Source organism: Streptomyces sp. NPDC001315, from assembly GCF_042896175.1.
GTDB lineage: Bacteria > Actinomycetota > Actinomycetes > Streptomycetales > Streptomycetaceae > Streptomyces.
This window is the reverse complement of sequence record NZ_JBIAWZ010000012.1, coordinates 45,694-65,612: the sequence shown is the minus strand read 5'-3', so window position 1 is coordinate 65,612 and position 19,919 is coordinate 45,694. Positions and strand designations below refer to the sequence as shown.

Here is a 19,919-nt window from a genome sequence, read left to right as displayed (position 1 = left end):
CGCACCTCCCCCCACCATGGAAGGGACACCATGGCAACACGCACGCTCGGCAGGGTCGCCAAGGCGCTGCTCGCCCCGGCCCTCGCACTCGGTGCCACGGTCGGCCTCGCGTCGGCCCCCGCCTCCGCCGCCGTCTGGAGCTCCTGCGACCAGTGGGGCAACACCAGCCTGAACGGCTACACGCTCTACAACAACATCTGGGGATCCGGCGCCGGCAGCCAGTGCATCTGGGCCAACTCCGGCACCAACTGGGGCGTCTGGGCCAACCACCCCGACACCGGCGGCATCAAGTCCTACCCCAACTCCAAGAAGGTGATCAACAAGTCGATCACCTCGCTCTCCTCGCTCACCAGCAGCTACAACGTCACCGTCCCGTCGTCCGGCGCGTACAACACGTCGTACGACATCTGGGACACCGACTACGACTACGAGATCATGCTCTGGGTCAACAAGACCGGAGCCGTCGGCCCGCTCGGCACCTCGCAGGGCAACGTGACGCTCGGCGGCCACACCTGGACCGTCTACAAGGGCAACAACGGCGCGAACGACGTCTTCTCCTTCGTGCGCACCTCGAACTCGTCCTCCGGCACCGTCGACGTCCTCCCGATCCTCAAGTGGATCAAGGACACCAAGGGCTGGTTCGGCAACGAGACCATCGGAGACGTCCAGTTCGGCTACGAGATCACCTCGTCGTCGGGCGGGATGGACTTCCAGACGAACAACCTGACCGTCTCGGGTAGCTGACGGCCCGTAAGAAAATCAGCGGCACGGAACCACAGCACCACGGCACCATGAAGCACGTCGGGGAGCCGGTCCCGTCCCGGGGCCGGCTCCACCATCCACCGGAACCTGCGAGGTGACCCCTACTGTCCGGCCCACTCACGCAGCGCATCGCGCTGCTCCGCCCGCTCCGCACCGTACCCCGCCCCCTGCTGGCGGGGCTTTCGTTGCTCCTGCTCGCCCAGGCCCTGCTGCCCGCTGCCACCGCGGTCGCCATGGGGCACCTCATCGGCCGCGCCGAGGGACTGACCGGCGACGGAGCCCTCGGCGGCCTCCTGTGGCCACTGGCCGCCTTCACCGTCCTCCTCCTCGCCGCGCACCTCCTCGAATCATTCATCGAACCCCTGGACTGGCTGCTCAAGGCCCGGATCGTCGGCGCCCACCGGGCCGCGCTCCTGCGCCGGGCCGTCTCCGTCCCCACCATCGGAGGTCTGGAGCAGCCCAGGACCCAGCAACTCGTGCAGGCCGCCTCCGCGGACCCGGAGAACTGGACCGAGCGGACCCCGGCCGACGGCGCCGCCGCCCAGCTGCGGTTCATCAGCGCCGTGTGCGGCTTCGTCGCCTCCGCCGCCGTGCTGGCCGCCTTCGCGTGGTGGGCGGTGCCCGTGATCCTGCTGCCCGTCGTCGCGCTGCGCATCCGCTCCGTACGCCGCTTCCTGGACCTGATCCGGCAGTGGCTGACCGGCGCCGACCGCGCACAGCAGGGCGGGGTGTGGGCCGAGGCGATGACGTCGCCGAGCACCGGGAAGGACGTACGGACCTTCGGTCTGGCCGAGTGGATGCTCGCCGAGCAGCGGCGGCATCTGATGGCCATGTTCGAGCCGCTGTGGCGCCGGACCGTCCCCCTCGTCTGGGAGAACATCGGGCACGGCCTCGTCGTCCTCGGCTGCCTGCTCGCCGTGTTCGTACCGGCAGCGGCGGGCGGAGCCGACGGCACGCAGTCGGCGGCCGTGGCCACGGCCGTGCTGAGCGCGGGCTGGTCGCTGGTGACCCTCGTCGACTACGCCGACGGGCGCGACGTCGCCGGGGCCGAGGCCGCACTCGAAGCCACCGCGGAGCTGGAGGAGCTCCTGCCGGTGCCCGTGCCGCGCCAGGGCACCGAGGTCCTCCGTGAAGGCCCCCTCCACGTCCGCTTCGAGAGCGTCTCCTTCCGCTACCCCGGCACCGAGCGCACCGTCCTCGACGGCCTGGACCTGGAGATCCGCCCCGGCGAACTCCTCGCCGTCGTCGGCCTCAACGGCGCCGGAAAGTCCACGCTCATCAAGCTGCTCTCGGGCCTGTACGAGCCGACCGGCGGCCGCATCACCGCGAACGGCACCGACCTGGCCGGCCTCGCGCCCGATGCCTGGCGCCGCCGTATCTCGGTCGTCTTCCAGGACTTCGTGCGCTACGAACTCTCCGCCGTCGACAACGTGGCGCTCGGCCAGGCCTTCGTCCCGCGCGACGACACCGCGCTCGAAGCCGCCGCCCGCGACGCCGGGCTGACCGCCGTCCTCGAGCGGCTGCCGGGCGGCTGGGACACCCCGCTCGCCCGCTCCCGCACCGACGGCGTCGACCTGTCCGGCGGGCAGTGGCAGCAGGTCGTCCTCGCCCGCGCGCTGTACGCCGTGCACACCGGCGCCCGGCTCCTCGTACTCGACGAGCCGACCGCCCACCTCGACGTACGGACCGAGTTCGACGTCTTCGACCGGCTCTCGCGGGCCCGCGGCGACGACACCTCCGTCGTCCTGATCTCGCACCGCCTGTCCACCGTCCGCCAAGCCGACCGGATCGTCCTGCTGGACGGCGGCCGCATCACCGAGTCCGGCACCCACGACGAACTGATCACCCTGCAGGGCACATACGCCGAGATGTTCGCGATCCAGGCCGAACGCTTCCAGCGCGGCCACGAGGACCGCATCGAGGAAGGGGAGTATTAGTGAGGCGCACACTCGCGCTGTGGGGCGAGCTGTTCGCGCTCTCCTGCCGCCGCATCCCGGCCGCCACCGCGGCCACCCTCTCCGTACTGCTGCTCGGAGTGGCCGCCACCACCGCAGTCGCGCTCTCCCTGCGCACCGCCGTGAACGGCATCACCACCGGCGACCACGACACGGCGGTCCTCGGCGCGGTCTGCGCGGCATGCGCATACGCCGCGACCCGCACCCTGAACCGCAGCAGCCAGTCACTGATGATCATGTCGACCGAGAAGATCGGGCTGACGGACATCCATGAGGGCATCCACCGAGACATCGCGACCCTGGAGGGCCTCGAGCACCTGGAGCGTACGGACTACCTGGACCGGGTGACCACGGTCCGCACCTCCGCCTGGGGCATCGTCGCCAGCATGTGGAGCGCGATCGCGATCTTCACGGACGTGCTCCAACTCGTGGTGCTGCTCCTGCTCCTCGGGACGGTCAGCCCCTGGCTGCTGCTCCTGCTGCCCGCCGCCGCACTCCCGCTGTGGGCCAACGCCCGCGGCCAGCGGCTGATCAACGCGGCGGAGACCGACACCGCCGAGTACCACCGCGTGCAGCGCCATCTGTTCAAGCTCGGCACGCGCGCGGCGACCGGCAAGGAGCTCAGGGTCGCGGGCGCGGGGGAGGAGATCGTACGGCGGCAGAGCGCGGCCTTCGGGAAAGCGATGGAAGGCCGCTACCGGGCCCGGATGCGCTCCGCATGGCTGCGAGCGGCAGGCTGGACGGTCTTCACGCTCGGCTTCGGCGGGGGCCTCGCGCTCGTCGGCCACCGCACGGCACAGGGCCTCGGCACGCCCGGCGACCTGGTGCTGACGATCACCGTCGCGGCGGCGCTGCGCCAGTCCGTGCAGCAGGCGGTGATGCGAGCGGGCGGGGCGATCGACTCGATGCGGCTGATCGGCCCGTACCTGTGGCTGCGCGAGTACGCCGCCGAGCACCGGAACCGTACCGCAGGCACGGCGCCCAGCCCCGACGCGCTCCGCGAGGGCATCACCCTCACCGACGTGTCGTACGTCTACCCCGGCACGGAACGCCGCGCGCTGGACGGGATCAGTGTCACGCTGCCCGCCGGCGCCGTGATCGCGGTGGTCGGCGAGTTCGGCTCGGGCAAGACGACGCTGGTGAAGCTGCTGTCGAAGTTCTACCGGCCCGACGAGGGGCGGATCACCGTCGACGGAACCGATCTCGCCGAGCTCGACACGGATGCCTGGCGGGCCCGGACCAGCGCCGCGTACCAGGACTTCGGGCGCTTCCACACCGTGTTCGCCCAGACCGTCGGACTCGGCGACCTGCCGCACATCGACGACCGCGCGCGCATCGCGGATGCGGTCCGCGCAGCCGACGCCGAGGGCCTGGTGGCCCGCCTCCCGAACGGCCTGGACACCCAGCTCGGCCGCGAACTGGGCGGCGTCGACCTCTCCGAAGGCCAGTGGCAGAAGACCGCGCTGGCCCGCGCCTCCATGCGCCGCGACCCGCTCCTCTTCGTCCTCGACGAACCGACGGCCTCCCTCGACGCCCCGAGCGAACAGGCCATCTTCCAGCGCTACATGGACCGCGCCCGCACCCTTGCCACCCGCACGGGCGCCGTGACCGTCATCGTCTCCCACCGCTTCTCGACAGTGAGCGGCGCCGACCTGATCCTCGTCCTCGACAAGGGCAGCCTGACCGAGCACGGCACACACGAGGAACTGCTGGCGCTGGACGGGCGGTACGCGGATCTGTACGGCATCCAGGCGACGGCGTATGCCGCGCCCTGAGCCCCGCGGCCGGGTGCTGCTGAAGGTGTCAGTGCGCCGCTGGCTGTTGGCGGGCGTCACCCGGTGACCCCCTTCTGCGCTCCCGGGCCACGGGGGTGACGTCGAGGTCGCACCCACGCATGGCGGAGGGCGGCCGTTCCCCCCAAGGACCGGCCGCCCTCCCTTCCCACGCGGCTACCCCGCTACCGGCAGCCGCGCCCCGTCCCGCAGGAACAGCGGGATGCGGTCCAGCGGAGCGTCGACCGTCACCGCCGCACCGCCCTCGTACGTCTCACCCGTCCACGCGTCCGTCCAGCTCGCGCCCGCCGGGAGGTACGTCGTGCGGGCCGTGGCGCCCGCGGTCAGCACCGGGGCGACGAGGAGGTCGCGGCCGAACAGGTAGGCGTCGTCGACCGACCAGGCCGCCTGGTCCTCGGGGAACTCCAGGAACAGCGGCCGCATCGTCGGCAGGCCCTCCTCGTGGGCCTCGCGCATGACCTTCAGCACGTACGGCTTCAGACGCTCGCGCAGCCGCAGGTACCTCTCCAGGATCGCGCCGGCCTCCTCGCCGTACGACCACACCTCGTTCGGGCCACCGGTCATCTCCGGGCCCAGCGGCATGCCCGGGTCGCGGAAGCCGTGCAGTCGCATCAGCGGGGACAGCGCGCCGAACTGGAACCAGCGGATCATCACCTCGCGGTACGCCGGGTCGTCCGGGTCGCCGCCATGGAAGCCGCCGATGTCCGTGTTCCACCACGGGATGCCCGACAGCGCGGTGTTGAGGCCGGCCGCGATCTGGCGGCGCAAGGTCGCGAAGTCGGTGCCGATGTCGCCGGACCAGAGGGCGGCGCCGTAGCGCTGGCTGCCCGCCCATGCCGAGCGGTTGAGGGAGATGATCTCCTCCTCGCCGGCCGCCCGCAGGCCCTCGTAGAAGGTGCGGGAGTTCTCGGCCGGGTAGAGGTTGCCGACCTCCAGGCCCGGGCCCGCCCAGTAGCGCAGGTTCTCGTGGAAGCCCGGCTTCAGCTCCGGCTCGCAGGCGTCCAGCCAGAACGCCGTGATGCCGTACGGGTCGAGGTAGTTCTCCTTCACCCGCGACCAGACGAACTCCCGTGCCTCGGGGTTCGTGGCGTCGTAGAAGGCGACCTGGACGGTGGAGGCGACCTCCTTGTCCGGCCAGTCGGCGTGCGCCATCGGGCCGTACTGCGTGCCGATGAAGTGGCCGCGCTGCTCCATGAGCTGGTGGTTCTCCGACAGCGGAGAGACGGACGGCCAGACGCTCACCACCAGCTTGATGCCGAGCTCCGCCAGCTCGCGCACCATCGCCGCCGGGTCCGGCCACTCCTTCGGGTCGAACTTCCAGTCGCCCAGGTGCGTCCAGTGGAAGAAGTCGCAGACGATCACGGAGATGGGCAGGCCGCGCCGCTTGTACTCCCGCGCCACGGCGAGGAGTTCGTCCTGGGTGCGGTAGCGCAGCTTGCACTGCCAGAAGCCCGCCGCCCACTCCGGCAGCATCGGCGTACGGCCGGTCACCGCGCTGTAGCGGCGCTGGGCGTCGGCCGGGTCGCCCGCGGTGATCCAGTAGTCGATCTGGCGGGCCGAGTCCGCCACCCACCGGGTGCCGTTGCCGGCCAGCTCCACGCGGCCGATCGCCGGGTTGTTCCAGAGCAGGGTGTAGCCGCGGCTGGAGGTGAGCACCGGGATGCCGACCTCGGCGTTGCGCTGGACCAGGTCCAGGACCAGGCCCTTCTGGTCCAGCCTGCCGTGCTGGTGCTGGCCGAGGCCGTACAGCTTCTCGTCGTCGTAGGCGGCGAAGCGCTGCTCCAGGCGGTGGTAGCCATTGCCGACCGCGGTGTAGAGGCGCGGCCCCGGCCACCAGAAGTGCGCACGCTGCTCCGCGAGCAGCTCCGAGGAGTCGTCGGTGCGCAGGAAGCGGATCGCGCCCTCGACGTCGACCTCGACGGTCAGGGCGCCCACGGTCAGCCGACCGGTCCCGCCCTCGATCTTGACGGTGCTCTCGGTCGCCGGCGCGTCGGACAGCAGCGCACCGGGCAGTCCTTCGAGGACCGGTCCGCCGAGCCGGGCGCGCACCCGGACCGCGTCCGGGCCCCACGGCTCGACGCGTACGGTCTCCTGGCGGCCGCTCCACTCCAGCGCGCCACCCCGCTCACGGAACGTACCGAGGGTGGGGGACGACTGCGCGAGGCTGACCTTGGGCGGGATTTCGGCAGGCTGATTCACGTGGGGTGCTCCTGTGCTCCTGGAGGAGTGCAGACATGATGGTGCCCTGGCAGGGCACGGTGGTGTGGTGTGGTGCGGTGGCTGAGGCGTCAGGCGGCCGGCGCCGGTCCCGAGCTCGCCCGGACCGTCAACTCGGGGGCGAGCAGCACGACTTCGCCGTTGCCCCGGCCGTCCAGCTTCGCGACCAGGTGCTCCACGGCGTACCGGCCCATCTCCTGCGCCGGGATGGCCACGGAGGTCAGCCGCACCGAGGCCTGGACGGCGACCTGGTCCGGGCAGATCGCGACGACCGAGACGTCCTCGGGCACGGCGCGGCCCTGCTGGCGCAGCAGCGCGAGCAGCGGTTCGACCGCCGACTCGTTCTGTACGACGAACCCCGTGGTGCCCGGGCGTTCGTCCAGGATCCGGGCCAGCGTCACGGCCATCGCGTCGTACCCGCTCTCGCACGGCCGGTGCAGCACCCGAAGGCTCAGCTCCCGGGCCCGGGAGCGGAGTCCGTCGAGCGTGCGCTCGGCGAAGCCGGTGTGCCGTTCGTACACCGCGGCGGCCTCGCCGATGACAGCGATGTCGCGGTGCCCCAGCTTCGCCAGATGCTCCACGCACAACGCGCCGGTCGCGCTCCAGTCCAGGTCGACGCAGGTCAGCCCGGAAGCGTCGGCGGGCAGGCCGATCAGGACGGACGGCTGGTCGGTGCCGCGCAGCAGCGGCAGCCGTTCGTCGTCGAGCTGGACATCCATCAGGATCATCGCGTCGGCGAGGCCGCTGCCGGTGATGCGGCGGACGGCGTCGGGACCCTCCTCGCCGGTGAGCAGCAGGACGTCGTAGCCGTGCGTGCGGGCCGTGGTGGCCACCGCGATGGCGATCTCCATCATCACGGGCACGTACATGTCCGTGCGCAGCGGGATCATCAGCGCGATGATGTTGGACCTGCTGCTGGCGAGGGCGCGGGCGCCGGCGTTGGGGTGGTATCCGAGTTCCCGGATGCTCTGCTCGACCCGCTGCCGGGTGGTCGCGGAGATGGACCGCTTGCCGCTGAGGACATAGCTCACCGTGCTCGCCGAGACTCCGGCGTGCTGGGCGACCTCGGCGAGGGTGACCATCCAGCTCTCCAAGTTTTGTGAAGCGCTTCGACAGTGCGCATTGCGAACAAGGGCGGGTGAAGGTGGTTCGACAGTAGCCCTAGCGGGGGTGGGTGTCCATAGGTCGTCGAAGCGCTTCGATTCCTTTTCCCTGCGGTCGGCCCGTGGGGCTTTTTGCGACCGGCCAGTATGGCTTTTGACGACTCGCCCGTGGGGCTTTCCGCGAGGGTGAGGCAACCTTCGCGGCCGTCGGCGGCCACTGACACGACGTACCTGAACCGTCCCTCGGAAGGACCCTCGACGCAACACGGCGGACCCCACCGGGCGGGCCCGCCGGCCAGCGAGTACGGGAGCGTCGGCCTGGGCGGCGCGACGGCGTCGACATCGGCTGAGGCCGGCCGTGTGTCTCGAACATCGGCTCGCCCCCGTTCACCCCGTGTCATCATGACGTTCACGGTGGCGCCGGGGGGCGGTGCCGCGTGGGGACACGAGGGGGGCTCGTGGGGACGACGGTGCTGGGGGAGTTGCGCGGGGCGCAGAAGTCGGCGAAGGGGGTGTCGCTGTACTCGCGGTACGTGAACCGGCCCACGGGCCGGTTGCTGGCGGCGGGCGCGTATCGCGTCGGACTGACACCCAATCAGGTCACGTTGGTCAGCGCGGCGTTCACCTTCGCCGGCATCGCGGCCGTGGCGCTCGTACGGCCTTCCTGGCCGCTGGCGGTACTGGTGTACGCGGCTCTCGTGGTCGGCTTCGCCTTCGACTCGGCGGACGGGCAGCTCGCCCGGCTCACCGGGAAGGGCGGGCCGGCGGGGGAGTGGCTCGACCATGTGGTCGACTGCGCGAAGATGGTCGCGCTGCACACGGCCGTGCTGATCGCCTTCTACCGCTTCTTCGACCTTCCCGGTGCCGGCTGGCTGTTGCTGCCGCTGGGCTTCCAGCTCGCGGCCGTGCTCACCTTCTGCGCGGGCCTGCTCACCGAACAGCTCAAGCGGGGCCGGGCCGCGGCAGGCGCCCCGGCGGCTCCGCCCTCCCGGCTGCGGGCCGTCGCCCTGCTGCCGGTGGACTACGGGGTCTTCTGCCTGGTGTTCCTCACGCTGGGAGCGCCGCAGGTGTTCCGCGCGGCCTACGCCGTCCTTGCCGTCGTGCACACCCTGTTCCTCGTGGCGTTCCTCGCGAAGTGGTTCAGGGAGCTGTCCGCGCTTCCCCGGATCCCGGCGTGACCAGGGCGTCCAGCGCCCTGCCCAGCAGGGTGCTGGACGTGTGAACGGTGTACGGGAAGTAGACGACCTCCACACCGACCGTGGCGAAGTCGCGCTCCAGCTTCCGCCCCTTGTCGGTGCCCCGCCAGTCGTCCCCCTTGAAGATCACATCGAAGCGGACCTGCTGCCAGGTCTCCAGCTTGTCCGGGACGGTCTCGACGAACGCGGCATCCACATGGCGGACGCTGCGCACGATCTCCAGGCGCTCCGGCAGCGGGACCACCGGACGGCGTCCCTTGGCGAGTTCGGCCATCTCGTCGGAGACCACCCCGGCGACGAGGTAGTCGCACTGGCTGCGGGCGTGTCTGAGGATGTTCAGGTGGCCGATGTGGAACAGGTCGTAGACGCCGGGTGCGTAGCCGACACGATGGACCATTGCGTTCTCCCCCCACAGTGAACGTCAATCCGGCAACATCAGTTGATGGTCCCAACGACCTTACTGTGAAGCCAGCCTGGAGATCCGGTGAACGGTTAAGGTGGGCAGGGATCACTTCTGGGGGGAAGGGGACCGGCGTTGACCGGAGTTGAGCCCACACATGCCCGCATCGAGCACGGCACTCTGACCGGCCGCTGTCTGCTGCTGGTGTCCACCAACTACGCGCCCGAGCACACGGGCATCGGCCCGTACGCCACGCAGCTCGCCGAGCACTGGGCCGCGCGCGGCGCCGACGTCCATGTCCTCGCGGGCATGCCGCACTACCCGTCCTGGCGTCTCGACCCGGAGTACGCGGGCCGCTGGCGCGCGCGGGAGTCGCGGGGCGGGGTGACCGTGCACCGGCGAAGACACACCGTGCCCACACGGCAGACCGCCCTGCGCCGGGCCCTGTTCGAGGCCTCACTGCTCTGCCACCAGCTCGCCGCACCGCCCCGCATGCCCCGTCCGCACGCGGTCGTCGCGCAGCTGCCCAGCCTCGCCGGCGCGGTGGCGGCGGCCCGTATCGCCCACCGCCACCGGGTGCCGTTCGTACCCGTCGTGCAGGACCTGATGGGGGCGGCGGCCGCGCAGAGCGGGATCAGCGGCGGCGACAAGGCGGCCGCCGTGGCCGCGCGGGCCGAACGGTACGCGTTCGACCGGGCGGCGCTCGTCGGCGTCATCCACGACACCTTCCGGTCACGCGTCGAAGCCATGGGCGTCGACCCGTCCCGCATCCGGCTCGTCCCCAACTGGTCCCATGTGGAACGCCCTTCGCGCCCGCGCGCCGAGACCCGGGCCCGGCTCGGCTGGCCCGAGGGCCGGCAGGTCGTCCTGCATTCCGGGAACATGGGTCTCAAGCAGGGGCTGGAGGTGCTCGTCGACGCGGCCCGGCTCGATCCCGGGGTGGACTTCGTCCTGATGGGGGACGGAAGTCAGCGGGCGGCACTCGGGGAGCGCGCCCGTTCCGTGCCCAACCTCCGCTTCCTGCCGGCCGCCGAGACCGCCGACTTCCCGGACGTCCTCGCCGCCGCGGACGTCCTCGCGGTCACCCAGCGGGCATCCGTCCTCGACATGAGCGTGCCGTCGAAGCTCACCTCGTACTTCGCCGCCGGCCGGCCGGTGCTCGCGTCCGTCGCCGCCGAGGGCGGTACGGCCGACGAGGTGCGCCGCTCGGGCGCGGGCGTCCTGGTCCCGCCCGAGGACCCCGCGGCACTGCTGAACGCCGTACGGGAACTGGCGGCCGATCCCGGGGCGGCCGACCGACTCGGAGCCCGTGGCCCCGCGTACGTGGACGAACGGCTGAGCCGTACGGCCGGACTGGGCCGGCTGGACGACCTGCTCGCCGAGGCACTGGACAGGGGCACCACCGTGCACGAAGGGGTACGACGCACATGAACGAAGAGGCACGCGGGCAGCAGGACGAACCGGAGCTCCTGCGCGACCAGGTCCAGCAGATCCTGCGGCACCGTGTCCTGCTCGCCGGCGGGCTGCTCGCCGGGCTGCTCGCCGGGGGCTGGTTCGCCTACGGGACGACGGCGACGTACGAGTCCTCCAGCGAGGTCCTGGTCCGGGCGGCGACCATCAACCCGTACGCGACCAACGGAGTCGCCGTCGACAAGCAGATCAACATCGGCAGCGAGCGGCAGACGGCCGGCGGCAACGCGGTGGCCGAGCGGGCCGCCGAGAAGCTGGGCGCGAGCGCCGCCGACATCGGTGACCTGCAGCGCCACCTCCAGGTCACCAATCCGTCCGACACGCTGGTCCTGAAGTTCACCTACGTCGGCGACACCCCGAAGGAGGCCGCCCAGGGCGCCAACGCCTTCGCGCGGGCCTACCTCGACTACCGCGAGACGCTGACCACCGGCACGGTCGCGAAGATGATCGCCGGCTACAAGAACCAGCTCGACCCGCTCGCCAAGCAGCGCGAGAACCTGCTCAAGCAGATCGACAGGCTCCAGAGCGACACCGAGCAGAGCACCGCACTGGCCGCGCAGGCCAACCTGCTCAGCCAGATCACCGAACTCACCAACGACATCAGCGAACTGAAGGCCCTGGACACCACCCCCGGCTACATCACCGTCATCGCCGAGCGGCCCACCGGAGCGGAGGGTCTGGGCACGCCGATGCTGATCGCGCTCGGCGGGGTGGTCGGCCTGGCCCTGGGGCTGCTCGGCGCCTGGCTACGGATGATCTTCGACCCGGCGGCACGGTCGGCCGAGACCGTCGCCCGCGCCCTGCGCGCGCCGGTGCTGGGCAGTCTGCCCCGGGTTGCCGACGGGCCGCTGCTCGCGGCCGGGCGGGCGGACGGCAACCTCGCCGAGCAGTACCGCTCGGTGGCCTTCCGGCTCGCGTACGACCGGCACTTCGCCGACCGCCGCCGGCTGCTGGTGGTCGAACCCGGCGGTGAGGGGGCCACGGCCGCGGCCGTCGCCGTCAACCTGACCGCCTGCTTCGCCGAGACCGGCATGTCGGCCCTGCTCGTCGAGGCCGACCTGCGCCACCCCGACCTCGCCGACCGGCTGCCGGAGGCACCGGGATCCCGGGGGCCCGGATGGGCGAACGGGCAGGCGGACGGCATTCCATGGCCCGGCGGCCGGCACCTCGTCGTGGACGCGGGCGAGTCCGGCACCTTCGAACTCGTCCCCGGCACCCGCGTGCCCCACGTGGCCCGCGCGCTCACCTCCGCGGCCACCACCCGCCTCATCGACCAGGCGGACGCCCCGAACACCACGGTCGTGGTCCTCGCCCCGCCCGTCCTCTCCTATGCCGACGCGCTCGCCCTGGTCGACCGCGTCGACGGCGTGGTCGTGGTGTGTGATCCGCGCACGGTCGCCCGTACCGCCCTGGAACGCATCCGCGAGCTCATCGACGGGGCCGGCGGACAGGTCCTGGGCGCCGTCCTGCACCCGGCCGGACGGCAGCGCAAGACCCGCCGCAGGGAGGGCCCCACCACCGCCGCGCCGGTGCCGGAACCGGCGCTCCGCGCCCGGCCGGTCGCCCCCGACACCCTGTCCTCGGGCACCCGGTGAGAGTCGCGTGAGGGCGCGTACGGCCCTCCTGTGCTCGGTGCTCGACCAGGCGGTGAGCGCGCTCACCAACATCGCCGTCCTGGTCCTGGTCGCCCGGCACGGCGAGGTCGACACCTTCGCCCTGTTCGCCACGGCGTACATGGTGTTCAGCGTGCTCCTCGGCGGTTTCGGGGCGTACGTCGGGCAGGAACTCGTCCTGCACCGCGGCGAGCCGGAGACCCTGCGGCAGGTCTGCCGCAGCGCACCCGCGTTCACCGCGTGCGCCTCGACCGTGCTGGGTGTGCTGCTCGCCGGGGGTGCGGCGACGGCGACGGCGGACGCGGCGGTGTACGCGGCGCTCGGCCTCGTGCTGCCGGTCACCCTCACCCAGGACACCCTGCGGTACTGCTTCTCGGTCCTGCGCAAGCCCCAATACGCCTTGCTGACCGACCTGTTGCGGCTGGTCGTCGCGTTGCCGGCCCTGGCCGTGCAGCCGAACGACTCCTCCGCGGCCCGTACGACGCTGGTCTGGGGCCTGTCCGCGCTGCCCGCCCTGCTGCTGGCCCTGGCACTGCTGCGGCCGCATGTGTCGGGCGCGCGGATCGACCTCAGGCGCTATGTCGTACGCGGCCACCTGGGCCGCCGCTTCCTGGTCGAGTTCGGTGTCGGCAACGCCACCAGCCAGCTCGCCGTGCTGGCCCTCGGCCTCTTCGCGACGCCTCTCGCGGTGGGCGCGCTGCGCGGTGCGACCACCCTTTTCGGGCCGCTCAACGTGGCGTTCAACGCGGCCACCGGCTTCGGCCCGCCGCTGCTCAACCGCCATCGCGCGCCTCGCCGGGCCGCGTTCCTCGCGGGCACCGCCCTCGCCGCCGTCGCCGCCGGCTGGGCCGCCGTCCTGTACGCGCTGCCCGCGCGCTGGGGCAGCCAGCTCCTGGGCGACACCTGGGAGTCGGCCGCCAGGGTCCTGCCCGCGACCGGCGCCCAGTACGCGGCGATGGCCTTCGGCGTGTGTGGGCTGCTCGCCCTGCGGGTGCTCTCCCCGCGCGCCACCCTGCCCGTGCAGCTGGTGTTCTCGCCGGTGTCGGCCGGGCTGCTGCTCGCCGGGTACGCGTGGACCGGCGTCGCCGGTGCCGCCTGGGGCCTGTGCCTCGGCTCGGTGCTGAAGGGGGCGGCCGCGTGGGTGTGGGCCGCCCGGACGCCCGAGACGACGGAAGCGGTCAGCGCAACTGCCGCCACCGCTCCGGGCGTAGCGTCGTGATCAGGGCCAGGCACATCATCCCGACGGCGACCCGTCCGGAGGCCTGGAGCAGCGGTCCCCTCAGCAGGATGAAGGAGTAGCCGGCCAGGAGCGGTACGGCGAGGGTGAGGATGCTCGCGGGGCCGGGCCGCGTCACGGCGTGCGCATAGCGCCGGTCGACCCGTGCCGACGCCCAGCCGATCAGCCCGAACCCGGCAACCATGCCCAACGAACCGAAGTCCAGCCAGAGTTCGGCCCACAGGGGCGAGGAGCGGTTGGTGTTCGTGGCCGCCATCCACTCGCTCACCATCACCCCGGTGTCCTTCGGTTTCTCCGTCCACACCGACCGGGGCACGAAGAACAGCACCGAGCCGGCCAGCTGGCGGCCGTAGGTGTGACCGTTGCCCGCGTCCGCGTAGGTGAGGGTGTTGGCGAACATGGTCATCTGGTCGTAGTCCTTGAGCACCAGCGGATCGAGCACCGAAGTGGTCTCCGTGGTACGGGTGTTGGCCGCGTCGTAGCGGAACTTGTCCGCGAACGGGAAGATCAGCACGGCCGCCGCGACGCCCAGGGACAGCGCCGCCCGGTACATCGTCGGACTCTGCGGGAACACCGTGAACAGCAGGGCGAGCAGGACGGTCAGGAACCAGTAGCGGGGGTTGGAGATCGGGTTGTTGACGATCGCGTTCAGCCCCACGAGCGCGACCAGAGTGATCCACGGCAGCGGCCGGCTGCGCGCCCGCGGCGAGGTGATCAGCCAGCGGGTCACCACCATCAGCGCGAGCAGTGCCGGCACGGTGCCGAAGCCACGCAGGATCGCCGTACCGGCCTGCGAGCCGGCGCTGGACACCCCGCTGTTCTCGATCGACTCGGTGATCTCCATCCGGCTCGCGAAGAACACCGCGAGCCCGCCGAGCTTCAGGACGAACAGCCCGCTCCCGGCGAACGCCACCGCCACCAGAACGGCCAGCCGCCGGCGCGAGACCGTCGCGGGCCGGAACACCGTACGGGCCGTCGGCCGCGCCCCTGGCCGCACCAGCAGCGCCCCCACGTCGAAGGCCGCGCACGCCACCAGCACCAGCGCCACCGCCAGTGCCAGGTCGGACCGTGAACCCGCCACCGGCACCGGCGTCTTGCCCACCACGTCCTGCGCGAGCGGCGCGATGCCCATCGCCATGTAGACGAACAGCCAGAACGTGCCCTGGAGCAGCTTGCGGTGCCGGCCGAGGATCATCGCGGACAGCCGGGTGCCGGCGTACACCGTGAGGACCAGCTGGAGCCAGAACGCCTGGTCGCGCAGGCCCGCGCCCGGCTGCAGCGCGACGAAGGCGGGCATCAGCACGGTCAGGCCCAGCACCAACGGCAACGCGAGCACACGCCGCAGCGCGCCGCGCGGAGAACTCCGCAGCGCAGCCGTCGGGTCGGCGCGCAATGGTGATACGAAACCCGGTGTTCCCGCCGCCATGAATCCCCCTCCGCTTTTCGTTCACAGAGTCTACGGATTTGTGTGCGAAAGGGGTGTGGAATGCCTAGGCTGGATCACATCCGAGGGGGGTAACTCTTGCGCGATCTGCGGACGTTCACGCTGTCCGGATACGACAAGGGGCGCGGGATCGCGATCCAGGCGCTCTGGTTCTGTGTGATGAACACGCTGTTCATGGCCTGGTTCTGTCCGGCCCGGCTGCGCGTCGCGCTGCTGCGGGCCTTCGGGGCGCAGATCGGCGAAGGCGTGCTGATCAGGCACCGGGTGCGGGTGCTGTGGCCTTGGAAGCTCAGCGTCGGCGACCACACCTGGATCGGTGAGGGCGCCTGGCTGCTCAACCTCGAACCGATCACGATCGGCTCCCATGTGTGCCTCTCCCAGGAGGCGTTGCTGTGCGCCGGCAGCCACGACCACCGCACCACCGACTTCCGCTACCGCAATGCCCCCGTCCGGATCGAGGACGGGGCATGGATCGCGGCGCGGGCGACGGTGCTGGCGGGGGTGACGGTGGGCCGGCACGCGGTGGTCGCCGCGGGCACGGTGCTGGGACACGACCTGCCCGAACTGACTCTGCACACGGCCTCGGGCACACGCGCGCTGAAGGAGCCCACCCCGTGAGAGCGCTGCACGCCGTCACCCTGCACACACCCACCCAGGCCTTCGGCGGTCCGGTCCGGGTCGCCGTCAATCTGACCGGGGGCCTCGCCGCGCTGGGCGTGGAGACCCGGATCGTCGCGCTGGGTTCCGGTTTCGACGGGCCGCTCCCGGCCGACGTGGACGGCCGGCCCGCCCGGCTCTACCCCGCCCGCCGGGTCCTGCCCGGCGCCGGCTTCAGCGGGATCACCTCACCGGCCCTGCTCGCCGGCGCCCGCCGTCTGGTCCGCGAGGCCGACGTCGTCCATGTCCACCTCGCCCGCGACCTGGTGACCCTGCCGGTCGCGCTGGCCGCCCTGAGCGCGGGCCGCCCACTGGTGGTCCAGACGCACGGCATGGTCGACCCCAGCGACAAGGCGCTCGCCAAGCTGCTCGACGCCGTCGCCGTACGCCGGGTGCTGCGCCGCGCGAACGCCGTCCTGCACCTCACGTCGTACGAACGCGCGGCCCTGAACAAGGTGCTGGGCGGCGAGGACCCCGGCAACGGCATGCGTCTGGTCAACGGCGTGCCCGCACAGGACCGCCGTCCCCGCCCCGACGGGCCGCCCCGCCTGCTCTACCTGGCCCGGATGCAGGCCCGCAAGCGCCCGGCGGACTTCGTCGCCGCCGCCCCCGAGGTACTGCGCCACCACCCCGACGCCCGTTTCGTGCTGGCCGGGGCCGACGAGGGCGAACTCGGCACGGCGCTGAAGCTCGCCGAGTCCCTGGGCGTGTCCGACTCCGTCGACTACCTCGGCACCCTCGCTCCGGGCGCCGTCCTCGGCGAACTGCGCAGAACCCATGTGCACGTACTGCCGTCGGTGGACGAGCCGTTCCCGATGTCCGTCCTGGAGGCCCTCTCGGTGGGCGTCCCCTCGGTGGTGACCCCGACCAACGGCCTGGCCGACGACCTCGGCCGCTCCGGGGCGGGGCGGGTGGCCAGGACCCCGGAGGCCCTGGCCGCCGAGATCCTCGCCCTCCTCGATCCCGCCGCCCATGACGCCGCCTCCGAGGCGGCGTGGCAGCTGTCCCGTACGTCCTTCTCGCTGGAGGCGGTCGCCGACCGCCTCCACACGCTGTACGGCTCTGTGCTCAGACCCGGCCCCAGGCGTAACACCCGTTGGACGTGAAGGTCCTGGTGCCCTTCTCGACCGTGATCGTGTGCTCGGTGCCGGATGTCGTGTCGAGGGACCACGAGCAGTCCTTCGTCGGGGTGAGGGCGCGGTAGGTGCCGGGGGCGGGAGCGGCATGTGTGCCGTCCCCGTACCCGCCCTCGGCGTCCTCGACGAGTGACTCGAGGTCCGGGCACAGTCCCTTCACCGCGTCCTCGGCCCCCGTGATCTCGCCGGCGACGATCGCGCCCACGGTCGCGTCCCGGTCGATCTTCGCCGTGGCCGCGAGCCGGTCGCAGGTCTCCTGGCCGGCCTGCAGGATCGCCGCCGGATCGGTCCCCTTGGGGACGCGCCCGGACAGGTACTTCTTCTCCTTCTCGGTGAACGAACCCGCGGCCGGGGTGAGCCGATCGTCGGGAACGGTGTTCTTCGGGCCCAGGGCGGAGCCCCCGGAGGACCCCTCGGACGCCTCTGGCGCCGCGGCCGACGACCCGGACGGTGACGAGCCGGACGGTGATGGAGAGGACGCCGCCGAGGCGGCCGGGTGCGGAGTGCTCCCGGCCGCCTCGGTGTGCTGCCCGCCCCCGTTGCCGCACGCGGCGAGCAGGGGCAGGAGCAGCAGCGCCGCCAGGGCGCCACGCCTCACGGGGCCGTCCCGAGCGCGTAGTGCTGGGCGACCTGGCCGGCCGTCAGGACGTTGTCGTACACGGCGACTTCGTCGATCAGTCCGGTGTAGAACCGGCTCGACGGCGCATTGGTCCAGGAGTCCAGGTTGTCGCCCCCGACCCTCCAGTACCCGCTGTACTGCCGGCTGCCGGTGACGAAGGCGTTGGACGTGCGCAGTGTCCCGTCCACGTACAGCCTGATGCCGTTGCCGCCCTCGGTGGCGACCACATGGTGCCAGGCGCCGTCGTTGAACGACTGGGTCGTGGTGATGGTCCTGACCGCGCCCGGGTAGACGCCGAAGACGAGCCGCCCGTTGTTGGTCATGTAGATGTGCTTGTCATAGACCGTGGACGGCAGCTGCACCTTGTTGGCGAAGCCGATGAGCTTGCCGCCGGTGGTGCTGGTGGTCTTGAACCACAGCTCCAGCGAATAGGCGGACGGGGTGCTGTGCACCTTGTCGCTGTACGTCCACTGGCTCGACGAGCCCGTGTAGCGCACCGAGGAGCCGGACTTGGCGGCTCCGTCTGCGACGGCCTGGGTGGGCGCGTTCCAGTGGACGCCGCTGTCGTCCCCGGCGGAGCTGTCGGCGGCGTACGGGTTCGAGGTCTCGTTGAACCGCCAGTACAGCGAGGCACCGTCCCCGCGCACGGCCGACGCGTAGCCGTCCGGCGCGCTCGCCACGGTCACCGACTGGGCCGTGGACTTGGACGTCGTGTTCGTCCCGTCCGAGGCACTGATCCGGTAGGAGTGGGTCTCGCCCGCCGCGACGCTCGTGTCCGTCCAGGTGAGCTGGGGGCGGGACCAGGGCAGCGAGGTGCTGCTCAGCGTGTACACCGGGGTGGTCGCCCCGTCCTTGTAGACACGGTAGGTGAGGGCGCTGTCGTCGGTGTCGTAGCTGGAGCGCCAGTGCACCGCGACCTTCCCCGCCTCGACGCTCTCCACCTTGACCTGCGGGACGGTCGGCGCCCCGGTGTCCGGGCCCGAGGACACCCGGGTCAGGGACTGCTGGGCGGTGCCGTTGACGGTGGTGAACTCGCCGCCGACCCACAGGTAGTCCGTGCCGCCGGAGGGGGCCAGGGTGAACACGCGCGGCCCGATGCCCTCACCGATGCCGTCGTTGGTGTCCGGGGCCCAGCCCACGAACGTCGGGTCGGACGTGCCCTCGGCGAGCAGATGGTGGCGCTGCCCGTCCGGGAACTCGTTCATCGAGGAGCAGTCGTGGGCGTGCGAGGCGCTGTAGATGAGGCCCTGGTACAGCTGCAGGGCCTGGGTGGCGCCCAGGCAGGTGTCGCGCCAGCGCTGCGCGAAGGTGTCCGGTTCGAAGGCCGTACGTCCGTCGAAGACCCCGCCGCCGGTGCCCTCGCTGGCCGTGTACACGCCCGTGGCGTCGGCGGTGATGTCCTTGACGACGGAGGTGTCCGGGAAGAAGCCCCTCGGGTACGTCTTCGTCACCGCGCCCGTCGTGGCGTCCGTGACGGCCAGCGCGTGCGAGTCGCTGCCGTTGACGGTGAAGAAGTCTCCGCCCACCACGACGTGCTGCCCGTCCGCGGTGACCTCGACCGCCCGCCCGGGTTCGTCCGCGTTCGCGGTCCAGCCGGTCAGCGCCCCGGCCGTGTCGATGGCGGCGAACCGCTCGCGGGTCTGGCCGTTGACGGTGGAGAAGTCCCCTCCGAGATACACCGTGGAGTCCGTGACGGCCAGCGCCCGCACGGTGGCGGACACCGTCGGATGGAAGTCCGCGCGGGGCGTGCAGGTGTCGATGTCGATAGCGGCCAGGCTGTTCACCCCGACCCCGTTGACCGCGCCGAAGTACCCGCCCGCGTACAGGGTCCGTCCGTCCGGCGAGACCGCCAGCGCCCGGACGGTCGCGGTGCCGTCGCCGACCGTGAACGACAGGGAGCAGCCGGTGGGGGTGCCGGTCGCCGCGTCGAACGCCGCGAAGTTCACCGCGGACTGCTCGGTGTCCGCCCCGGCGGCCGCGCCCGAGGGCCGGATCGCCGAGAAGGTGCCCCCGGCGAACACCTCCCCGCCGGACTGGGCGAGCGCGTACACGACGCCGTTGGTCTGCCAGGTGGTCAGGTCGTCGGCGGTCAGGGCAACCGGCGGGGTGAGGGCGGCCGCGTCGGGAGCGGCGAGCGGAACGCTCAGCAGCGGAGCGGCCAGCGCGAGCGCCAGGGCGGCGAGGCTCGGGCGGGGTCTGGATCTGCGGCTCATGGGTCTCAGGTGCGTGGATCTGCGGTGCATTGGTTCTCCTTGCGATACGTGCGACATGAACGTGTGGTGCTGTGCAGGAGCCGGGCGGCCCGGGGGAGGGGTGG

The 19,919-nt window shown here is 71.8% G+C and carries 15 protein-coding genes; 9 read left to right on the top strand and 6 right to left on the bottom strand.

The genetic code is table 11. From position 1 onward, the window contains the following. Positions 1-30: 30 nt before the first annotated feature. From ACFY16_RS28135 to ACFY16_RS28125, 3 genes are all read left to right on the top strand, one after another. Positions 31-744 carry a hypothetical protein gene (locus ACFY16_RS28135; RefSeq protein WP_390649984.1) on the top strand — a complete coding sequence of 238 codons (714 nt, stop codon included), beginning with the start codon at positions 31-33 and terminating at the stop codon, positions 742-744. Between the two features lie 203 nt (positions 745-947). Then, entirely contained in the window at positions 948-2,699 is a 1,752-nt protein-coding gene (locus tag ACFY16_RS28130) for an ABC transporter ATP-binding protein (RefSeq protein ID WP_390649983.1), read from the top strand. Continuing rightward, positions 2,699-4,492 carry an ABC transporter ATP-binding protein gene (locus ACFY16_RS28125; RefSeq protein WP_390649982.1) on the top strand — a complete coding sequence of 598 codons (1,794 nt, stop codon included), beginning with the start codon at positions 2,699-2,701 and terminating at the stop codon, positions 4,490-4,492. The genes ACFY16_RS28130 and ACFY16_RS28125 overlap by 1 nt, the downstream gene beginning before the upstream one ends. Positions 4,493-4,666: 174 nt before the next feature. Here the strand turns inward: ACFY16_RS28125 and ACFY16_RS28120 are convergent, their stop codons facing one another. Together ACFY16_RS28120 and ACFY16_RS28115 are read right to left on the bottom strand one after the other, a co-directional pair. After that, entirely contained in the window at positions 4,667-6,709 is a 2,043-nt protein-coding gene (locus ACFY16_RS28120) for a TIM-barrel domain-containing protein (RefSeq protein ID WP_390649981.1), read from the bottom strand. 89 nt (positions 6,710-6,798) lie between these two features. After that, entirely contained in the window at positions 6,799-7,809 is a 1,011-nt protein-coding gene (locus tag ACFY16_RS28115; protein ID WP_390649980.1) for a LacI family DNA-binding transcriptional regulator, read from the bottom strand. Between the two features lie 479 nt (positions 7,810-8,288). Between ACFY16_RS28115 and ACFY16_RS28110 the strand changes: the two genes are divergently transcribed. Beyond that, positions 8,289-9,008, top strand: a complete 720-nt coding sequence (locus ACFY16_RS28110) for a CDP-alcohol phosphatidyltransferase family protein (RefSeq protein ID WP_390649979.1) — start codon at positions 8,289-8,291, stop codon at positions 9,006-9,008. Here ACFY16_RS28110 and ACFY16_RS28105 read toward each other — a convergent pair. Beyond that, positions 8,971-9,423 carry an adenylyltransferase/cytidyltransferase family protein gene (locus tag ACFY16_RS28105; RefSeq protein ID WP_390649978.1) on the bottom strand — a complete coding sequence of 151 codons (453 nt, stop codon included), beginning with the start codon at positions 9,421-9,423 and terminating at the stop codon, positions 8,971-8,973. The genes ACFY16_RS28110 and ACFY16_RS28105 overlap by 38 nt on opposite strands. A 204-nt stretch (positions 9,424-9,627) precedes the next feature. On the opposite strand from ACFY16_RS28105, the gene ACFY16_RS28100 reads away from it, so the two are divergent. The 3 genes from ACFY16_RS28100 to ACFY16_RS28090 are packed head-to-tail and all read left to right on the top strand — an operon-like array spanning position 9,628 to position 13,728. Further along, positions 9,628-10,857, top strand: a complete 1,230-nt coding sequence (locus ACFY16_RS28100) for a glycosyltransferase (RefSeq protein WP_390650117.1) — start codon at positions 9,628-9,630, stop codon at positions 10,855-10,857. Then, positions 10,854-12,491: a lipopolysaccharide biosynthesis protein gene (locus tag ACFY16_RS28095; protein WP_390649977.1), complete on the top strand. Its 1,638-nt coding sequence runs from the start codon at positions 10,854-10,856 to the stop codon at positions 12,489-12,491. Before ACFY16_RS28100 ends, ACFY16_RS28095 begins: the two co-directional genes overlap by 4 nt. Positions 12,492-12,498: 7 nt before the next feature. After that, on the top strand, positions 12,499-13,728 hold the full coding sequence (locus tag ACFY16_RS28090) for a hypothetical protein (RefSeq protein ID WP_390649976.1): 1,230 nt from the start codon (positions 12,499-12,501) through the stop codon (positions 13,726-13,728). Here ACFY16_RS28090 and ACFY16_RS28085 read toward each other — a convergent pair. Next, a complete protein-coding gene (locus ACFY16_RS28085) occupies positions 13,688-15,043 on the bottom strand; it encodes a hypothetical protein (RefSeq protein WP_390650116.1) in 1,356 nt (451 codons plus the stop codon). The genes ACFY16_RS28090 and ACFY16_RS28085 overlap by 41 nt on opposite strands. 225 nt (positions 15,044-15,268) lie before the next feature. On the opposite strand from ACFY16_RS28085, the gene ACFY16_RS28080 reads away from it, so the two are divergent. Together ACFY16_RS28080 and ACFY16_RS28075 are read left to right on the top strand one after the other, a co-directional pair. Then, positions 15,269-15,808 (top strand): WcaF family extracellular polysaccharide biosynthesis acetyltransferase, encoded by a 540-nt coding sequence (locus ACFY16_RS28080; protein WP_390649975.1) that lies wholly within the window; start codon positions 15,269-15,271, stop codon positions 15,806-15,808. Then, positions 15,805-16,953 (top strand): glycosyltransferase, encoded by a 1,149-nt coding sequence (locus ACFY16_RS28075; RefSeq protein WP_390649974.1) that lies wholly within the window; start codon positions 15,805-15,807, stop codon positions 16,951-16,953. Before ACFY16_RS28080 ends, ACFY16_RS28075 begins: the two co-directional genes overlap by 4 nt. On the opposite strand, the gene ACFY16_RS28070 is transcribed toward ACFY16_RS28075, so the two are convergent. After that, the gene (locus ACFY16_RS28070) at positions 16,916-17,581 is read right to left on the bottom strand and encodes a hypothetical protein (protein ID WP_390649973.1); all 666 of its coding nucleotides are present in this window, start codon (positions 17,579-17,581) and stop codon (positions 16,916-16,918) included. The two genes, ACFY16_RS28075 and ACFY16_RS28070, sit on opposite strands and share 38 nt — an antisense overlap. Further along, positions 17,578-19,815: a LamG-like jellyroll fold domain-containing protein gene (locus tag ACFY16_RS28065; protein ID WP_390649972.1), complete on the bottom strand. Its 2,238-nt coding sequence runs from the start codon at positions 19,813-19,815 to the stop codon at positions 17,578-17,580. The genes ACFY16_RS28070 and ACFY16_RS28065 overlap by 4 nt, the downstream gene beginning before the upstream one ends. Positions 19,816-19,919: the final 104 nt, after the last annotated feature.